At 69.8% G+C, this 16,900-nt stretch carries 14 protein-coding genes; 11 read left to right on the top strand and 3 right to left on the bottom strand.

Annotation, left to right across the window (positions count from 1 at the left end; all coding sequences use genetic code 11):
• The 10 genes from ACZ5DS_RS08400 to ACZ5DS_RS08355 are packed head-to-tail and all read left to right on the top strand — an operon-like array spanning window position 1 to window position 12,789.
• Window positions 1-1,740 (top strand): non-ribosomal peptide synthetase, encoded by a 1,740-nt coding sequence (locus ACZ5DS_RS08400; protein WP_468235194.1) that lies wholly within the window; start codon window positions 1-3, stop codon window positions 1,738-1,740.
• The gene (locus ACZ5DS_RS08395; RefSeq protein WP_468235192.1) at window positions 1,737-4,850 is read left to right on the top strand and encodes a type I polyketide synthase; all 3,114 of its coding nucleotides are present in this window, start codon (window positions 1,737-1,739) and stop codon (window positions 4,848-4,850) included. The genes ACZ5DS_RS08400 and ACZ5DS_RS08395 overlap by 4 nt, the downstream gene beginning before the upstream one ends.
• A complete protein-coding gene (locus tag ACZ5DS_RS08390) occupies window positions 4,847-6,136 on the top strand; it encodes an LLM class flavin-dependent oxidoreductase (protein WP_468235191.1) in 1,290 nt (429 codons plus the stop codon). Before ACZ5DS_RS08395 ends, ACZ5DS_RS08390 begins: the two co-directional genes overlap by 4 nt.
• A complete protein-coding gene (locus tag ACZ5DS_RS08385; protein ID WP_468235189.1) occupies window positions 6,133-6,861 on the top strand; it encodes a thioesterase II family protein in 729 nt (242 codons plus the stop codon). Before ACZ5DS_RS08390 ends, ACZ5DS_RS08385 begins: the two co-directional genes overlap by 4 nt.
• On the top strand, window positions 6,858-7,799 hold the full coding sequence (locus ACZ5DS_RS08380; RefSeq protein WP_468235188.1) for an aminotransferase class IV: 942 nt from the start codon (window positions 6,858-6,860) through the stop codon (window positions 7,797-7,799). Before ACZ5DS_RS08385 ends, ACZ5DS_RS08380 begins: the two co-directional genes overlap by 4 nt.
• The gene (locus ACZ5DS_RS08375; RefSeq protein ID WP_468235187.1) at window positions 7,796-8,530 is read left to right on the top strand and encodes a beta/alpha barrel domain-containing protein; all 735 of its coding nucleotides are present in this window, start codon (window positions 7,796-7,798) and stop codon (window positions 8,528-8,530) included. Before ACZ5DS_RS08380 ends, ACZ5DS_RS08375 begins: the two co-directional genes overlap by 4 nt.
• 35 nt (window positions 8,531-8,565) lie before the next feature.
• Window positions 8,566-9,372, top strand: a complete 807-nt coding sequence (locus ACZ5DS_RS08370; RefSeq protein WP_468235186.1) for a thioesterase II family protein — start codon at window positions 8,566-8,568, stop codon at window positions 9,370-9,372.
• On the top strand, window positions 9,369-11,150 hold the full coding sequence (locus ACZ5DS_RS08365; RefSeq protein WP_468235184.1) for a non-ribosomal peptide synthetase: 1,782 nt from the start codon (window positions 9,369-9,371) through the stop codon (window positions 11,148-11,150). The genes ACZ5DS_RS08370 and ACZ5DS_RS08365 overlap by 4 nt, the downstream gene beginning before the upstream one ends.
• A 5-nt stretch (window positions 11,151-11,155) precedes the next feature.
• Window positions 11,156-12,394: a cytochrome P450 gene (locus ACZ5DS_RS08360; protein ID WP_468235183.1), complete on the top strand. Its 1,239-nt coding sequence runs from the start codon at window positions 11,156-11,158 to the stop codon at window positions 12,392-12,394.
• Entirely contained in the window at window positions 12,394-12,789 is a 396-nt protein-coding gene (locus ACZ5DS_RS08355; RefSeq protein ID WP_468236368.1) for a flavin reductase family protein, read from the top strand. Before ACZ5DS_RS08360 ends, ACZ5DS_RS08355 begins: the two co-directional genes overlap by 1 nt.
• Window positions 12,790-12,808: 19 nt before the next feature.
• On the opposite strand, the gene ACZ5DS_RS08350 is transcribed toward ACZ5DS_RS08355, so the two are convergent.
• The 3 genes from ACZ5DS_RS08350 to ACZ5DS_RS08340 all read right to left on the bottom strand — a co-directional run bounded on the left by ACZ5DS_RS08350 (window position 12,809) and on the right by ACZ5DS_RS08340 (window position 15,603).
• Window positions 12,809-13,483 (bottom strand): 4'-phosphopantetheinyl transferase family protein, encoded by a 675-nt coding sequence (locus tag ACZ5DS_RS08350; protein WP_468235182.1) that lies wholly within the window; start codon window positions 13,481-13,483, stop codon window positions 12,809-12,811.
• A gap of 54 nt (window positions 13,484-13,537) precedes the next feature.
• Entirely contained in the window at window positions 13,538-14,230 is a 693-nt protein-coding gene (locus tag ACZ5DS_RS08345) for a formylglycine-generating enzyme family protein (protein WP_468235180.1), read from the bottom strand.
• Between the two features lie 224 nt (window positions 14,231-14,454).
• Complete coding sequence (locus ACZ5DS_RS08340) at window positions 14,455-15,603, bottom strand: cytochrome P450 family protein (protein ID WP_468235179.1); 1,149 nt, start codon at window positions 15,601-15,603, stop codon at window positions 14,455-14,457.
• A gap of 737 nt (window positions 15,604-16,340) precedes the next feature.
• Here ACZ5DS_RS08340 and ACZ5DS_RS08335 point away from each other — a divergent pair.
• Window positions 16,341-16,736, top strand: a complete 396-nt coding sequence (locus ACZ5DS_RS08335; RefSeq protein WP_468236365.1) for a DUF4180 domain-containing protein — start codon at window positions 16,341-16,343, stop codon at window positions 16,734-16,736.
• The last annotated feature ends 164 nt before the right edge of the window (window positions 16,737-16,900 follow it).

Genomic DNA, 16,900 nt, shown 5'->3' with positions numbered 1-16,900 from the left:
ATGACCGCCTTCGCCGGCACATCCGCCCGGGCCGAGCAGGACGCGACCGCCGCGGCCTTGGCGCGGCAGCAGGCCGGTTTGCTGATCACGTCTCCGGCCGACTTCGTCGTCGCCCTGTACGGTGCTTGGGAGGCCGGACTCGGCGTCCTGCCCCTGCCTGTCGACTTTCCCGACGAGCGACTGCGGCACATGCTGGGGGATTGCCCACCGGCGGCCCTGATCGCCTCCGCGAATCAGGCCGACCGTGCCGCCCGCCTCGCGGCAGTCGCGCAACCCGCCATCGAGGTCGTCGTCCTGGACGCCGTAGCGGATGGCGACGAGCACGCCCCACAACCTTCGCGCCCGCACGTACCTGAGATCCCCGACGCCGCGGCCTTCACCGTCTACACCAGCGGATCGACCGGTCGGCCCAAGGGCGTCCTCATCCGACACGAACAGATCGGCCGGCTCATCGCCTGGTGCGCCGACACCTGGCGCCTGGGCCCGTGGGCGCGGGTGGCACAGACGCTCTCCCTCGGCTTCGACTTCGGGCTTCAGGAACTCTTCACCTTCCTGCCGTTCGGCGGCTGCGTCGTGGTGCCCGGTCAGGAGGACCGGCTCAGCGCCCGGGCCTATGCCCGCTTCCTGCGCCGTGAACGTGTCTCGGTGTTGTTCACCACCCCGTCGTTCGCCGATGAACTCATCGCCGTGGGCGAGCGGTTGCCCGACCTGCGACTCGTCCTTCTGGGTGGTGAAGTGCTCAAGGGGGTGACCGCCGAGGGCATGCGCGCTCTGGCGGCCCCCGACTGCCGGCTGTTCAACGGGTACGGGCCCACCGAAGCCACGGTGAACTGCCTGATGTACGAGATACCCCGCCCGCCCGAAGGAGCGGAACCGCCGCGACTGGTTCCCGTCGGCAGCGCCACCGCGGCCGCCCGCATCGACCTGGTCGATGAACAGGGCCGTGCGGTACCGGTCGGCGCTCTTGGCGAGATCCGCATCGGTGGCCCCGGTGTCGCCGACGGCTACCTGAGGCGACCGGAACTGAGCGCCGAACGATTCGTCAGGTGCCCGGAGACGGACGAGGTCCTCTATCGCACAGGGGACCTCGCGTACGCACGGCACGACGGTGTCTTCGTGGTCGTCGGACGCGCGGACCGTCAGGTGAAGATCCGCGGGTACCGGGCCGAACTCGGTGAGGTGGAGCGAACGCTGCGGAGCGCACCGGGTGTCGTGTCCGCGGAAGTACGCGTCATCGGCACCCCCGCTCGGCTGGTCGCCTACCTGGTCGGCGCCGGCATCGACATCGGGACCGTCCGGGAGCACGTCGCCGCACGGCTGCCCCCCGCCATGCTCCCCGAGCAGGAAGTCCTCCTGGAGCGGCTGCCCACCACCGCCAACGGCAAGCTCGACGAGGCCGCCCTCGAGCGGCTGGCCGAGGAGTGCCATGCGCAACGCCTCCCGGATGCCGCTTCCCCGGCCGAGATCGAGGCCGCCGTCTGTGCCGTTTGGGCGGCCGCCCTGGCCGCCCCCGAGGTGGCGCCGGACGTCAACGTTTTCGACATGGGCGCCCACTCCCTGGTGGTGACCCGGGTGCACGGCCGTATCTCCGCCGCGCTCGGCGTCGACTTTCCCGTCCACGAGGTGTTCGAGTACCCCCGTCCCCGCGACCTGGCCCGGCGGCTGGCCGCCTTGCGGCACGTCGACCGCGACGGCCCCGCCGACACCCTGGCAGCTGCGACAGTGAAGGACGATCAGTGACTCGGATTCCCGCTCACGAACACCCCGACTCCATCGCGATCACCGGCATGGCGGCTCGGCTGCCCGGTGCCCACAACGTCACCGAGTACTGGCGCAATCTGCGCGAGGGCGTGGAGAGCATCGTGCGGCACAGCCGCGAGGAGATGCTCGCCAACGGAGCCCGGCGAGACCTTGTGGACGACCCCTATTACGTCAACGCCTCCGCACCGCTGGAGGACGCCGACCGGTTCGACGCGGCGTTCTTCGGCTACGCCGCGCGAGAAGCGTCAATCATGGAGCCACAGCACCGGGTGTTCCTCGAATGCGCCTACCACGCGTTGGAGGACGCCGCCTTCGACAGCAGGCGCGACGGCGCCGTCGTCGGCGTGTTCGGCGGCTCCACCATGAACACCTACATCCTGCACAACGTGATGCCGCACGCCGAGGACGTGGTCGGCCTGGTCGGTGACCTGCAGACCATGGTCGGCAACGACAAGGACTACCTGACCACCCGCGTCTCCCACAAACTCGACCTGCGCGGACCAAGTCTCGCCGTGCAGACCGCCTGCTCCACCTCGCTCGTGGCCGTGCACATGGCCTGTCGAGCCCTCGTCGACGAGGAGTGTGACGTCGCGCTGGCGGGCGGCGCGTCGGTGCGCATGCCGCACGCCGCGGGGTATCTCGCCAACCCCGGCGGCACCTCCTCCCCGGACGGGCACTGCCGTGCCTTCGACGCTGACGCCGGCGGCAGCGTCGTGGGCAGCGGCGTGGGAGTAGTGGTGCTCAAGCGGCTCGCCGACGCCCTGCGGGACGGCGACCAGATTCACGCCGTCATTCGCGGCTCGGCCATCAACAACGACGGTCAGGCGAAGGCGAGTTTTACCGCGCCCAGCGTGGACGGACAAAGCCGCGCCGTGGCGCGTGCGCTGCGCCGAGCGGGGGTTGACGCGCGGGACATCCAGATGGTGGAGGCGCACGGCACGGGCACCCCGCTGGGCGACCCGATCGAAGTTGCGGCGCTCACACGCGCGTTCCGCAACTGGACCGAGGACACCTCGTACTGCTGGTTGGGATCGGCCAAGCCGAACATCGGCCACCTCGACGCCGCCGCGGGCATCGCCGGTCTCATCAAGACCGTCCTCTCCCTGAAGAACCGCAAGGTTCCTCCCGTGGTCAACTTCCGCCGCCCCAACCCCAAACTGGGCCTGGACTCCTCGCCGTTCCGGGTGGCGACCGAGCTGACCCGTCTGGAAGGGGACGGACCACTGCTCGCATCGGTGAACTCCCTCGCCATGGGCGGCACCAACGCCCACGTCGTACTGGAGGAGGCTCCGCCGGTACGCTCCGGCGGAGCCTCGCGCCGGCGCCGTCACCCCGTCCTGCTGTCCGCGAAGTCCGGTGAGGCGCTGGAGGAACTGAGCCAGTCACTGGGGCAGTGGGCCCGGGAGAACCCGCACGCCGACGTGGCCGACGTGGCCCACACCCTGGCCACTGGCCGGCGTGAACTCCCGCTGCGCCGCGCCCTGACCGCCCACGACCTGGACGACGTGGCCTATGGACTGTCCGCACGCGGCAGTCGCAGCCAACGCGAGGCGCAGGCACGCGGATCGGTGCGCACCGCCTTCCTCATCCCCGGGCAGGGAACCCAGCTTCCGGCCATGGGGGCCCGACTGGCGCAGGGCGACCCGGTGTTCGCCGCCCACCTGGACCGCGTGATCGGTCTGTTCCAGGAGCGCGCCGGGGTCGACCTGCTGCCGGTACTGCGCCCGGACGCGCCCGCCCTGGAGGAGGCGCGAACCACCCTCACCGCCACCGAGTACACCCAACCCGCGCTGTTCGCGGTGGAGTGGGCCCTTGGCCGCACCCTCATGGACTACGGCGTCCGGCCCTACGCCATGCTCGGGCACAGCGTCGGCGAACTCGTGGCCGCCACGCTCGGTGGAGTGCTGGACCTCGAGTCGGCCGTCGAACTGGTCGCCTGGCGCGGCCGGTTGATGAGCGAGACTCCCGAGGGCGCCATGCTGTACGTGAACCTCGCGGAGGAAGAGGCCGTCAAACTGCTGGACGACGTGCCCGGCGACCTCGCCCTCGCCGCGGTCAACGCCGACCAGCTCGTGGTGGTGTCCGGTGTGCCGCAGGAGATCGAGGAACTGGCCGCCCGCCTGCGCGCCGACGGCGTTTCCTGCGGGCGACTCGAGGTCACCCGAGCCTTCCACTCGCCCCTGATGGACACGGCCGCGGACGCGTTCGGGCAGACCGCCGGCTCCCACGAGCTGCACGCGCCGCAGGGACTCGTCGTCTCCAACGTCACAGGCGAGTACCTCACCGCGCAGGAGGCCACCGACGGCGACTACTGGGGACGACAGCTGCGCCACACCGTACGGTTCAACGACGGTCTCAACACCCTTGTCCGGGACGGGGTCTCCGTGTTCGTCGAGCTCGGCCCCGGCCGCACCCTGACCCGCCTGGCCGCCGGTGCGGGAACGCAGGCGACCTTCCTGACCGCGCTCGCGGGAGAGGACGGCGAAGAGCCGCAGGACCTGCTCGAGCTGCTCACCGGGTTCTGGCTGGAGGGCGGGGAGGTCGACTGGGGCGAGTTCTACGCCCAGGAGGACCGCCTTCGACTGTCGCTTCCGCTCTATCCGTTCGCCCGGACCCGGCACTGGCTCGACCCGCTGCCCGTGAAGACCGTACGCACCGAGCAGGTTGAGGCCGCCCCCCGCACGCAGGCCACACCGCAAACCCCCGCGCCCCGCAAGGAGATCGGCACCACGCCGGCGCAGCGCTACGTCGCCGCACTGTGGACAGAGCTGCTCGGCACGGACGAATTCGGGCTGAACGACAGCTTCTTCGAGATCGGTGGGCATTCCCTCATGGCCATGCAGATGGTCACGCGCATGCGCAAGGAAGGTGCCGAAGGCCTGGAGATGACCACCCTGTTCGAACTGCCCACGGTCGTGGGTCTGGCCGAGCAGTTGGAACGGCTCGGAGTGCCCGTGGCGGACAGCGCCACGGCGCAGACCTCTGGCGACGACGAAGAGACAGCCGCCCTGCTCGCCGAGGTCGCAGCCCTCTCCGACGAGGAGGTCCAAGCCCGGCTGGCCGAGTTGGAAGGAGACACCGGCGCATGACGACGGACACCCCGCGATCCTTCCTCGACGAACTCGGTCCCGAGCGCCGCCGCCTGGTCGAACGGCTCCTGCGCGAGCGCTTCCGCGCCGACGGGACGGCGACACCCGGGACGACCACCCCGCGCGCGGTCGCCGGCCCCGACCGCGCGGCGCCGGTCGCCGGCCCGGTGCCCGAGGCCGGCGCCCCCGTGGCGGGCGTCGCGTCGAACGGTGCGCAGTCCACGCCCAGGGTCAGCTTGTTCTTCTTCTCCGCCGACACCGACGACCACGCCTGGGACAAACACGCCCTCGTGCTGGAGTGCGCCGAGCTCGCCGACTCCCTCGGCCTGGACGCGATCTGGGTGCCCGAGCGGCACTTCGACCCGTTCGGCGCCCCCTATCCCAGCCCCGGCCTCCTGCTGGCTGCCATCGCGGCGCGCACCAGCCGAATCGCACTGCGTTCCGGCAGCGTTGTGCTGCCCCTGCGCGACCCGTTGCTGGTGGCGGAGGAGTGGGGCGTTCTGGACTCGCTCAGCCGGGGACGGATGGGCATCTCCCTCGCCTCCGGCTGGCACGCCGACGACTTCGTCCTCAACCCCGAGGGCTACGAACGCCGCAAGGACGTACTGGAAGAGAGGCTCGCGGACCTGCACACCTTGTGGCACGGCGGGAGTATCACCCGCGAAGGACCGGGCGGACGTCCTGTCGAGGTACGGACCTACCCGCGTCCGGAACGCACCCCTGAGGTGTGGCTGACCAGTTCTCGCAACCCTGACACCTGGCGCACGGCGGGCCGGCTCAACCTGCATGTCCTGACCGCGCTCCTGGAGCAGACGATCGACGAGATCTCCGAGAGGGTCGGTCTCTACCACGAGGCGCTCACCGAAGCAGGGCACCCCACCACCGGCCGCCAGGTCACCTGCATGCTCCACACCCACCTGGCATCCGACCCGGCAAGCGTCGAACAGCGCGTCCGCGGCCCGCTGGTCCGGTATCTCTCCGCCCACATGGACCTGTTCAGCAAGTACGCCGCGGGCGGGGGTGCCGGCATCGACCCGGACGAGGTGACCGAAGCGGACCGTCAAGCGCTCCTGGAGCACGGGGTGCGCCGCTACATGGGGACCTCGGGGCTGTTCGGCAGTGCGGAGAGCTGCCTGCCGAAGGTCGAGCGGCTCGGCGCCGCTGGCATCACCGAACTCGGCTGCCTGGTGGACTTCGGGCTGCCGCGCGAACACGTTCTGGAGAGCGTGGAGGAGCTGGGCCGACTGCGCGTCGCGCTGCACGAAACGGCGGGTGTGCCCAAGTGACCGACAGTTGGTTCGCTCTGTACCCGCCCGTGGGCGGCGGCCGTGGTGCGTACTCCCGGATGGTGGTGGAACTGCGCGAGCACGGGCACTGTCATCTGCCCGCCCTGGCGGGGCGCGACAGCCGTTTCGCAGAGACCGCCGCGGCACGCTTCAAGGATCTGTCCGACGACCTGTGGAACCAATTGGAGACGGAGTTCGGCCTGGGACGTTCCCCCGACGGACTGGTGCTGTTCGGATTCAGCATGGGCGCCCTGCTCGCCACGGAGATGGCGGCACGGCTGCAGCAACGCGGCACCGGCGCGCGTGGGCTGGTCGTCGCCGGCTGCCCACCGCCTCACCTGTTGGCCGGACGTGCTGTGCACACCCTGTCGGACGAGGAACTGACAGCGGCGCTGGCCGCGCAGGGCACAGTGCCCAGCATGGTCCTGGACGACCCCGAGCTGCTCTCCGCAATGGTGCCGGTCTGGCGGGCGGACTGTGCCGCCGTGGCGAGCCACCCACGTCGTCCGGTGGTCCTGGAGTGCCCGGTACACGCCCTGGGGGGTACCGAGGACCCCTTGGTCCGCGAGGCCGACGTGATGGCGTGGCCGCGCCTGGGCGGGGCCGGTTCCTCAGTACGCCTGCTCCCCGGCGACCACGCGGCCGTCCTCGACCGTCAGGACCTCATGGCGGCCGCCGTGCTCGCGGCGGCCGACCGACCCTCGGAGGTGGGGGCTCGGTGGTGACCACGCGAACTTCCCACACCACGGTCATGGACGGCCTGTGGCAGGAGCGGGAGCTGCCGTTCGGGAGCAACAGTGTCCAGCACGGCACGGCCGTCTTCGAAGGCATCCGCATGTACGCGACGTCGGCGGGCCCGATGTTGTTCCGGCTCGACGCGCATCTGGAGCGGCTGTTGGACTCGGCGGCTTTGCTGGGCATCCCGCATGCCTACGACCTGGCCGCCCTGCGCCGGCACGTGCGGGACGCGGCCGCCGATTGCGGACTGGACAACGCCTACGTGCGGCCCGTTCTCCACACCCGAGAGCCGCGCCTCGGCGTGAATCTGCGGGACTTCGACTTCACTCTGGGCACGGAGATCTGGGCCCTTCCCCCCGACGACTCCCTGTCCAGCCCCATACGGGTCACGGTGTCGCCCTGGCGCCGTCCGTCACAGCTCACCTTTCCGGTGCGCGCCAAGGCGACCGGCACATACGTGGTGTCCGCGCTGGCCCGCACACGCGCCGCCGCGGACGGCTTCGACGACGCCATCCAGTTGGACCCGAACTCCGGCAGGGTCGCCGAGTCCACGATCGCCAACGTCTTCCTGGTGCGCGACGGCCGCCTGGTGACGCCCTGGCTCGAGGACAGCGTCCTGGCGGGCATCACCCGCGACACCGTCCTGACCCTCGCCCGGGATCTGGGCATCGAGACCGTCGAGGCACCAGTAGAGCACGGCGAACTGCTCGCCGCCGACGAGGTGTTCCTCACCGGGACGGCAAGCGGCCTGGTGCCCGTGGCGGGTCTCGACACGCACACGTACGCGGTCGGCCGTCCCGTGACGGACGCGCTGGGCCGCGCCTATCGGGAGGCCGTCCTGGGCGAAGGACTCCACCGTCCCTCCTGGCTCACCCCTCTCTCTCACCCCACCCCATCCACGTCGCGCCTCCGGGGAGTATCGTGATCGACCTTTTCCACTGCTTCGGTGCCAAGCCCGCCCACCGTGTCAACACCTCTTTGGCTGCCGAGATGCTGCGCGCCAGCGGCTGCCGGCATCTCGCCGTGAACACCCACACCATCGACCAGGTCACCGCCGGCGACGATCTGCCCGTGGGCTACGACACGGCGACGCTGGGCTCCGTGATGGCGCTCGTCGGTGAGGAACTGGCCTTGAGCCCCGTCCTCAACATCAACCACCCCACCAGCGCCGCGGAGGCGGTCAAGCGGACCCGCCAGGCCGCCCAGTTGACCGGTATCCGGGTCATCAAGCTGGAAGTCCTCGACCCCGGCTTCAAGCTCAGTGTGAACGCCGAAGTGGTGGAGGCGGCCCGCGAACTGACCGCCGACGGGTTCGAGGTGTGGCCGCTGATCACACCCGACGAACGAACCTTCGCGCAGTGCGTGGAACTGGGGAGCACGATGGTGCGCGTGATGGGATCGCCCATCGGGGCTCGACGGGGCATCGAGCCCCAGCACCTCGAACCGATGAGGGAGATGCTCGTCGACAGTCCGGTCCCCGTCATGCTCGACGGCGGTATCGGCTCCACCGCCGATGTCGAGCAGGCCTTCGCAATCGGCTTCCAGTCGGTCCTGGTCAACTCGTGCCTCTTCGCCGACGGTACGGACCCGGTCACGGCCTTGGCCGGCTTCCGCGCCACAGTCGACCGGGTCGCGTCCGGCACGCCCGCCCACTGACGTACAGCTCCGCCGGACACTGTTGGAGGACAGCAATGCAATCGACCGGACGGTGGCTGCTGAAGCCCCCCTCGCCGGAGGCCGAGGCGCGGCTCTTCTGCCTGCCCTATTCGGGCACGGGTGCTTCCTCGTTCCGCCGTTGGCCGACCCGGATCGGGCCCCTGGAGGTCTGCCCCGTACAACTGCCCGGTCGTGAGAACCGCATCCGGCATCCCCCCTATCGCAGCGTGCCGGAGTTCGCCGAGGAGGCGGCCGAAGCCCTGGCGCCCCACCTGGACCAGCCCTACGTGCTGTTCGGACACTGCATGGGTGCCCTGCTGGCCCACGCGCTGACCGCCCGCGTCGAGGACCTGGGGCTGCCCCGGGCCACCCTGCTCGTGGTGTCCTCCGCAGCCGTGCCGCACCTGCCCGCCGAGCAGCGCTACCGCGCTCCCCAGGCCGGGGTCGGCGGCATCTACCACCCCTCCATGACGGACGAGCAGTTCGCCGCCGAACTGCACCACGTGTCTGCGGCCCTCGGGGGCGAGGAGATCCTTCCGGAGCTCCTTCCGCTGGCCCTGCGGGTCCTGAGGGCCGATGTGGAGCTGTGCTACGGCTACCGGCTCCCCGCTCCGCGTCCGGTGCGCAGCCCCTTGACGGCGATCGGCTGGACCGCGGACCCCGAAGTGGCGCCCGAGGCGATGCTCGGATGGAGCGAGTACGGGAACGCGCGGCACCGCGTCCTCGAGGGCGACAAGCTCAGCTGTCTCGCCGCGCCGACAGCCCTGACCCGTCTGCTGGAGGAGGAATACGCCTACGCGGCCTCCGCAACGGACACGACGACCACGAGAGGGGCACGATGACGGCGGACCGGCCCAGCACCCTGACCGAGCTGTTCGAACGGACCGCCCGGCGGCATCCGACGGCCATCGCCGTCAGTGACCCCGACAGCCGGCTCACCTACCGGGAACTCGACGAGGTGACCCGGTCGTCGGCCCGCGCACTCGCCGCCCGGGGCGTGTCCCCCGGAGACACCGTCGCCCTCCACCTGCCGCGCGGGGTCCCCGTGGTCGTGGCCGTGCTGGCCGTCCTGCGGGCGGGCGCCGCGTACCTCCCCATCGACGAGGTGTACCCGGCACCGCGACGCGACCAGATGCTCCGCGACGGTGTGGTGAACCACGTCCTGGTCGCCCCCGGCTGGCGGGAACGCCTGGCGGGCACGGGCCTGCCGGTCCTGGAGTGGCCGCTGCCGGCTGACGGGCCGCCCGCGCCCGGCGGACCGGCCGCTGCCCCGCAACCCGCCGCGGCGGCCTGCGTGCTGTATACTTCCGGCTCCACCGGCACGCCTCGTGGCGTAGTGCTGGAGCACCGGCAGATGGCCGACTTCGCCCTGGCCGACACGCTGCCCGCCCTCCGCCCCGGCGACCGTACGGCCCAGTCGTCCAGCATCTCCTTCGACACCTTCACCTTCGAGGTGTGGCGCTCCTTCGCAGGAGGCGCGGAGGTCGTCGTCGTGCCGGGCATCCCGGAGCTGATGGAGACCGACCTGGGCAAGGAGCTGCGCCGGCGCCGGATCACCGCCATGCTCGCGCCCGCCATCGCGCTCAACCACCTGGCCCGGCACGACCGTGAGGCGCTCTCCGGACTCCGGTTGCTGTGCTCCGGCGGTGACGTGCTGCTCCCGGCGACCTGCAGCGCGCTGCGCGAGGGAGGCTTCGCCGGGGACCTGTTCAACCTCTACGGGCCGACGGAGGCCACGGTCGCGTGCACCGGCTTCCCGGTGACCGATCTGGCGCCCCTGGGGGAGCAGGTGCCCATCGGGCACGCCTTCGGCAACGCCCGGCTGTATGTGCTGGACGAGCGGCTGCGGCCCGTGGAGGCGGGGGTGCCGGGCGACCTGTATGTGGGCGGGCCGGGCGTCGGGCGCGGGTACCTCGGGCGCCCGGGGCTCACCGCACGGAGGTTCGTCCCCGACCCCTTCGCCGACGACGGGTCACGGATGTACGCGACGGGGGACCGGGTACGGGCCGGATCGAACGGCGAACTGGAGTACCTGGGGCGCACGGACAGCCAGGTGAAGATCCGCGGCCACCGGGTGGAACCACAAGAGGTCGAACGGGCTCTGTGCCGCTACGAGGCGGTGTCGGAGGCGGCCGTCCTCAGCGACGGCGAACCGGGGGAGAAGCGGCTGGTGGCCTTCGTGGTCGCCGGCCGGGAGGACTTCCTGCTCCGGGAGCTGCGCGGCCACCTCAGGGCCACGGTGCCAGCTCATCTCGTACCGGCGGAGATCATCGTCCTGGACGTGATGCCCACGGACGCCCACGGCAAGAGGGACCGGCACCGCCTGGCGGACATGCTCGGGGATCATGCCTCCCGGCGCAACCGGTACGTGGCCCCGCGCACCGATACCGAACGTTTTCTCGCCACGATCTGGGAAGACCTGCTCAACGTCGAGTCGGTCGGTGTCCTGGACGACTTCTTCACGCTCGGCGGACATTCCCTCCTGGCGGTTCGGGTGCGTCTGTTGCTGCGGCGGCAGCTGGACGTACCGGTCACCCCGGAAGCGCTCTTCGAGCACAGCGTGCTGGAGGAACAGGCCCGCCTGATCGACGGGCTCCGGAAGGAGGCGCTCACACCATGACGGCCATGGTGATCGACCTTACCGACCTCGAATTGTTCACCGACGGCGACCCGCACGAGGCATGGCGCGTCCTGCGCCGCGATCGCCCCGTCCACTGGAACGCCACCGGCGGCGACACCACCGGTGGCCCGGGGTCGTCCGGGTTCTGGGCACTGACGCGTTATCAGGACGTCCACGACGCCTACGTCGACACGGGCCTGTTCTCGTCCCGGTGGGGGACGGTGATGGGCGGCTCGCACAGGAGGGACGCGGACTCCGCGTCCGGCCGCATGCTGATCGCCTCGGACGACCCGCAGCACCGGCTGATGCGCCAGCAGGTGCACAGAGCCTTTCTACCCGCTCTGATGGACCGCGCCCGTCGCGTGGTGCGCGACTACGTCAACGCTGCGCTCGACAGGATGCTGAAGGACGGCGGCGGTGATTTCGCCACCGACGTGGCACCCGAACTGCCCGCCGGGCTTCTTGCGGCGATGTTCGGCCTCGAGCGCAGGGACGCCCTGCACCTCCTCGCACTGACCCGCTCCATGATCGGATTCCAGGACCCCCGGTACCACAGCGACTCGACACCGTCGGCGGTGCTGGTCTCCTCCCAGGTCGAGATCTTCGACGTGATGGTGGACCTGATGGAGACGAGGCGACGCGCCCCCTCGGACGACCTGGTGAGCATTCTGCTGGGAGCCTCGATCAACGGCCGTCGCTTCACCGAGGACGAGGTCCTGTACAACTGCCTGAACGTGGCGGTGGGCGGCAACGAGACGACCCCGTTCACCGCATCCGCCGCCGTCCAAGCCTTCATGGACTTCCCCGACCAGGCGCACCTGCTGCTCGACGACGGCGGACTCCTGCCGACCGCAGTCGAGGAGATCTTCCGCTGGACGTCGACCAACGCGTACGTGCAGCGCATCGCCACGCGCGACGTCGAGCTGCACGGGCAGCTGATCCGCGAGGGGGACGCGGTGACGCTGTGGAACGCATCGGCCAACCGCGACGAGGAGAAGTTCCCGGACAGCGACCGCTTCGACGTACGGCGCACCCCCAACCGGCACATCGCGTTCGGGGTCGGCGTGCACCGGTGCATCGGGATGGGCGCAGCGCAGATGGAGGTCGCGTTGCTGCTGGAGGAGATCGTCCGGCGGGGCGTCACCTTCGAGGCCGCGGGCAGCCCGAGCCGTCTGCGCTCCAACTTCATGCTGGGCCTGACTCGTCTCCCGGTCCACGCCAAGGTGACGCGGGGCCTGGCGTGATGCCGGAACACCGGCACAGGGACGGCTTCGCGGTCCCCCCGGTGCCGGGGACGCTGGACACCCCGGTGTTCCGGGAGGCGATGTCACGGCTCGCGGCGGGGGTGACGATCGTCGCCGCCCGCGATGACGCGGGCCACTGCTGGGGCTTCACGGCGACCTCGGTGACGTCGGCGTCCCTGGAACCGCCGCTGCTGCTGGTAGGCATCGCCCGTACGTTGAGCTGCTACCCCGCGTTCCGCACGATCCGTGAGTTCACCGTCAACATCCTCAAGGAAGGGCACCAGCACATCGCCCGGCGCTTCGCCACGTCGGGATCGACCGCTCCGAGCTCCGAGGGCGCACCGCTGGTCTGGTACGGGAGGGCCTTCGGCTCCGTGACGGCCGGCCGAGAGTGACTGGCTGAAGCCGTGACGGTCACTGCCACGTGGTCCGCCGCAAGGCGATCGCGGTGAGCAGTATGCCCTGGCGGGAGAGCCACCTGCCGTTGAACCCCTCGATGCGTTCCCCGTCCACGGTGGGGCCGAGGACGAGCAGTCGCGCGGAGAAGGTGCCGGAGTCGGGGTCGATGCGGATGTCCGCCTCGTCGAAGTCGAGTTCGCGCTGGGCGAGCGGGAACCAGATCTTGAACACGGCCTCCTTGGCGCTGAACAACAACCGGTCCCAGCAGACTCCGGGAGAGGACCGCGTCAACGCGTGCACCCGCGCCTGCTCCTGGGGCAGCGAGATGAACTCCAGCAGGTTCTCAGCCAGGGGAAGGTCGGGTTCGGCGTCGATGCCGAGCCCGACGAACGCGGAGGAGCGACCCACGGCGGCGGCCCGGAACCCGGGACAGTGGGTCAAGCTGCCGACGATGCCGTCGGGCCAGAGCGGTTCACCACGCGCCCCCGACAGCACAGGCGCCGGCGGTACGCCCAGTTCGCTCATCGCGCGGCGCGCGCACATGCGGACGTTTGCGTATTCCTGTCGACGCTTCGGCTGGGCTTTCGCGACGGCGGCGGACTCCTGCGGGTACAGGGCGGTCAGCGCCGCGTCGTAGTCGACGAACGTGCTGCCCGTGCCGATGGGCGAAGGCAGTAACTCATGGATCACCACAACCCCCCATTTCCCATGTCCCGTTCCCTGGATTCCTCCCGCCTGCCGCGCTCACAGCGACCGGGCGAGCCTGAACCCGAGGTCGTCGATGGCGAGGGTCGGGTGGCTCTTGCGGCGGCACGACGCCCGGCACCCCCGGGGCTGATCGAAGAAGCCGCCGCCGCGGAAGACGCGGTACGGGCCGTAGACCCGGATGTCGTAGACGTCCCAGCACCACTCCCAGACATTGCCGATCATGTCGTAGAGGCCCCACGCGTTCGGCTCCCGTTGCGCGACGTCGTGCAGCTCGCCCCCGGAGTTGCCGCGGTACCACGCGATCTCGTCCAGCTCTCCGTAGCGGACGTCCGAACTCCCGGCCCGGCAGGCGTACTCCCATTCCGCCTCGGACGGAAGGCGGTAGCCGTTGGCCGACCAGTCGCAGATCACGTCCTCCGCGTCGCGGCTGTCGCCCATCGAGTAGCAGGGATCGAGCCCGGCCGCCTGCGAGAACAGATTGCAGAACCGGACCGCGTCCTTCCATGAGACCTCGGTCATCGGCGTCCGCGGTCCTGCGGCGCTCTCCGGCGCCTCGCCCAGCACGGCGGCGTAGAACTCCCGGGTGACCGGAGTCGGCGCCAGCTGGAAGGCGGCGACCTCGACCTTCCAGTCCGTCATCGTGCCCTCGTCCCGCAGCACGATCTCTCCGGCGGGCAGGCCGATCATGGGTTCGGCGGCTAACCGACGCAGCGTTGCTTCATGGCTCATCGCGGTCCTACTCCTACACACTCGGTTCGTGTCCTCAACGGTCGATTGCCGTCGAGGCACCCGCAGATGCACAAGTAGATCATCAAGGACACGCGGACACCGACCACAGCCACATCTGTGCGCGGAGGGGGAGCGTGACCACGACGCTTCGCCGCGCGGTCACGCTCCCCTTGCAGCTACGGCCACCGGCCGAGGCCGGCCACGCCGGTGCGGCCGGCTCACGGTCAGCTCTGGGCGGCTCCGAGCGACACCGGCAGGGACTTCAACCCGCGCAGGGCCGTCCCCGGCTGCCAACGGAGGTCGGCCGGGTCCGCCGCCAGCCGGATGTGCGGGAACCGTTCGAAGAGCCGGTCGAAGGCTATCTGTGCCTCCAGCCGGGCCAGCTGCGCTCCGACGCAGTAGTGGATGCCGTGTCCGAAGGACAGGTTGGCGCCCGCCTGACGATGGATGTCCAGGCTGGCCGCGTCCGGGAACTGGGACTCGTCCCGGTTGGCCGACGTGAGAGCGACCACTACCAGCTCGCCCTCCGGTATGACCACGCCGTCGACCTCGATCGGCTCGGTGGTGAAGCGCAGCGACGACGTGTTGACCGGGCTCTCGTAGCGGAGCAGCTCGTCGACCGCCCCGGGCATCAAGGCGCGGTCCGCGCGCAGAGCGGCGAGCTGGTCGGGGTGGCGGAGCAGCGCGTACGCACCGTTGCCGATGAGGTTGACCGTCGTCTCGTTGCCGGCGACCAGCAGCAGGAACGCCATCGACACCAGTTCCTGTGTGTTCAGCTTGCCGTCGTCGCTGGAGCGCACCAGGCCGGTGAGCAGGTCGTCCGCCGGTTGTGACCGCTTGCTCTCGATCAACTCGTACAGGTACCCGAGCAGAGCCGTCGTGGCCTGCGCCATGCTCTCCGGATCACCACCGGAGAGCTGGGTGGGGACCCAGCCCTTGAAGCGCTCCTGGTCGTCGGACGGCACGCCCAGGAGCTCGCAGATCACCGCCATGGGCAGCGGGTAGGCGAGGGCGCGCATCAGGTCCACCTCGTCGTGGCCCTCCATCGCATCGAGCAGTTCGGTGGTGATCTCCTCGATCCGGGGACCCAGTTTCTCCACCGCTCGCTGCGTGAAAACCTTGTTGACCTGCCTGCGCAGCCGGGTGTGGTCCGGCGGATCGGCGTTCATCATGTGCGCGGCCAACTCGCTGGCGAACACCATGCCCGTCTCGCCGTCGGTGTGCCGCTGGATGACCTTCTGGCCAGCCTCGATGTTCTTGGACAGACGATTGTCGTTCAGTACAGACTTGGCGTCGTCGTAGCGAGTGACGAGCCAGACCTTTGTCCCGCCCGGTGCGATGATTTCGCGTACCGGTGCCTCAGAGCGAAGCATGTCGTATAACGCATGCGGATCTTGCTCGAACTCTTTCTCGTCTATCTGGAGCGGAGCCGCGCCGTCGTGGCCGCTGGACATAATTCCTCCCGTATGTCAACCAAACTTTCAACGACGAATTCGGTGCGCACCGTGAACGGGTGTACGGGTAGCCGGTGCGGGCAGTCGATCATTAAATGGCGTGTTCCGCAAGACTTCCCCGGCGAGCGGAAGCGGCCTCGGATCTTTCGCGCGATCCGCACCCGCGGGCGCTTGCCGAGGGTACTCGGCGCCAGAATTGGAGTGGCGCGTTTCGGGTGGGGGGACGCCTGCCGCCGCCACTCATCACACCTTCGTGGGCTCCGGGATCGCCCGTCGGCGAGCCGGTGGCCGTGCTGCTGTGGTCCGGCGGGCCGGCTGGCGAAAACCTTGCCTGCCGATTTCCGGCCACTGACCCGTTCCGGTGCGGCTCCCTGGGCCGACCAGGAGAAACCGCCTCGCGCCTCGCCGGTGCTTGCTCTCGCGGCGTCGCGTCAGAGGCCTGTCTGTCATCCCCCGACCGGTGAGTGGACCCTGGGGAACCGGTGATTTCGGGGGATCCGCGGTCGCGCGGCGGGGGGCGGACGGCCGGTAAACATGCATGTAGCACCTTGGCTGGATAGTTTTCCGTCGAACAGAACGGACGTTGACCCGTGATCACCTGCGTGTTAGCTTCCTCAGCGATCGTGCTCATGGTTTTTCACTACGGGGGAAGCGAATTGACCGACTTACTGCAGGAGCGGCGCGGGGTACAGGTATTGATGTGCGACCCGGCCGGACCCACCGTCGTCACAGAGCAGGACGCACTGGACTTGATCGGTTCGGCACTGTTCGACGCCGAGATCGTGGCCGTGCCTGTGAGTCGCCTGGACGCAAAATTCTTCTCCCTCGGCACTCGTATCGCTGGCGAAATCATGCAGAAGTTCGTCAACTATCGAATGCGGCTGGCCATCATCGGTGATATCTCGCGACATATGGAGGCCAGTGCCGCACTGCGCGCTCTGGTCCACGAGTCCAATGCGGCAAGTCATATCTGGTTCCTTCCCGACGTGGAAGCCCTCGACGCACGCCTGGACACCACAGGCGCGAAAGGGCGGGGCCAGCACCCGTCCTGACGACGGAAGCCGACGTGAGGCGGGCCGAAGCTGTGCCGGCCCGGACCTCCGGGCCTGGTCCCTGTCGAAGGGATGCCCGGAAGGTTCCTCGGACGGCGAACGGTTGACCGGGGTGTGACGACGAGTCGCCCCCACGCGCGTGACACCACCGCCATGAGTGTCAA

Source organism: Streptomyces sp. NPDC031100 (assembly GCF_055570785.1).
This window is presented reverse-complemented; position numbering and strand designations above follow the sequence as displayed.

What these genes read in the sequence shown, in the direction of transcription:
- ACZ5DS_RS08400 (WP_468235194.1), top strand. Translation starts at nt 1, where the DNA reads ATGACCGCCTTCGCCGGCACATCCGCCCGGGCCGAGCAGGACGCGACC.
- ACZ5DS_RS08390 (WP_468235191.1), top strand. Translation starts at nt 4,847, where the DNA reads ATGACGACGGACACCCCGCGATCCTTCCTCGACGAACTCGGTCCCGAG.
- ACZ5DS_RS08370 (WP_468235186.1), top strand. Translation starts at nt 8,566, where the DNA reads ATGCAATCGACCGGACGGTGGCTGCTGAAGCCCCCCTCGCCGGAGGCC.
- ACZ5DS_RS08365 (WP_468235184.1), top strand. Translation starts at nt 9,369, where the DNA reads ATGACGGCGGACCGGCCCAGCACCCTGACCGAGCTGTTCGAACGGACC.
- ACZ5DS_RS08360 (WP_468235183.1), top strand. Translation starts at nt 11,156, where the DNA reads ATGGTGATCGACCTTACCGACCTCGAATTGTTCACCGACGGCGACCCG.
- ACZ5DS_RS08355 (WP_468236368.1), top strand. Translation starts at nt 12,394, where the DNA reads ATGCCGGAACACCGGCACAGGGACGGCTTCGCGGTCCCCCCGGTGCCG.
- ACZ5DS_RS08345 (WP_468235180.1), bottom strand. Translation starts at nt 14,230, where the DNA reads ATGAGCCATGAAGCAACGCTGCGTCGGTTAGCCGCCGAACCCATGATC.
- ACZ5DS_RS08340 (WP_468235179.1), bottom strand. Translation starts at nt 15,603, where the DNA reads ATGCTTCGCTCTGAGGCACCGGTACGCGAAATCATCGCACCGGGCGGG.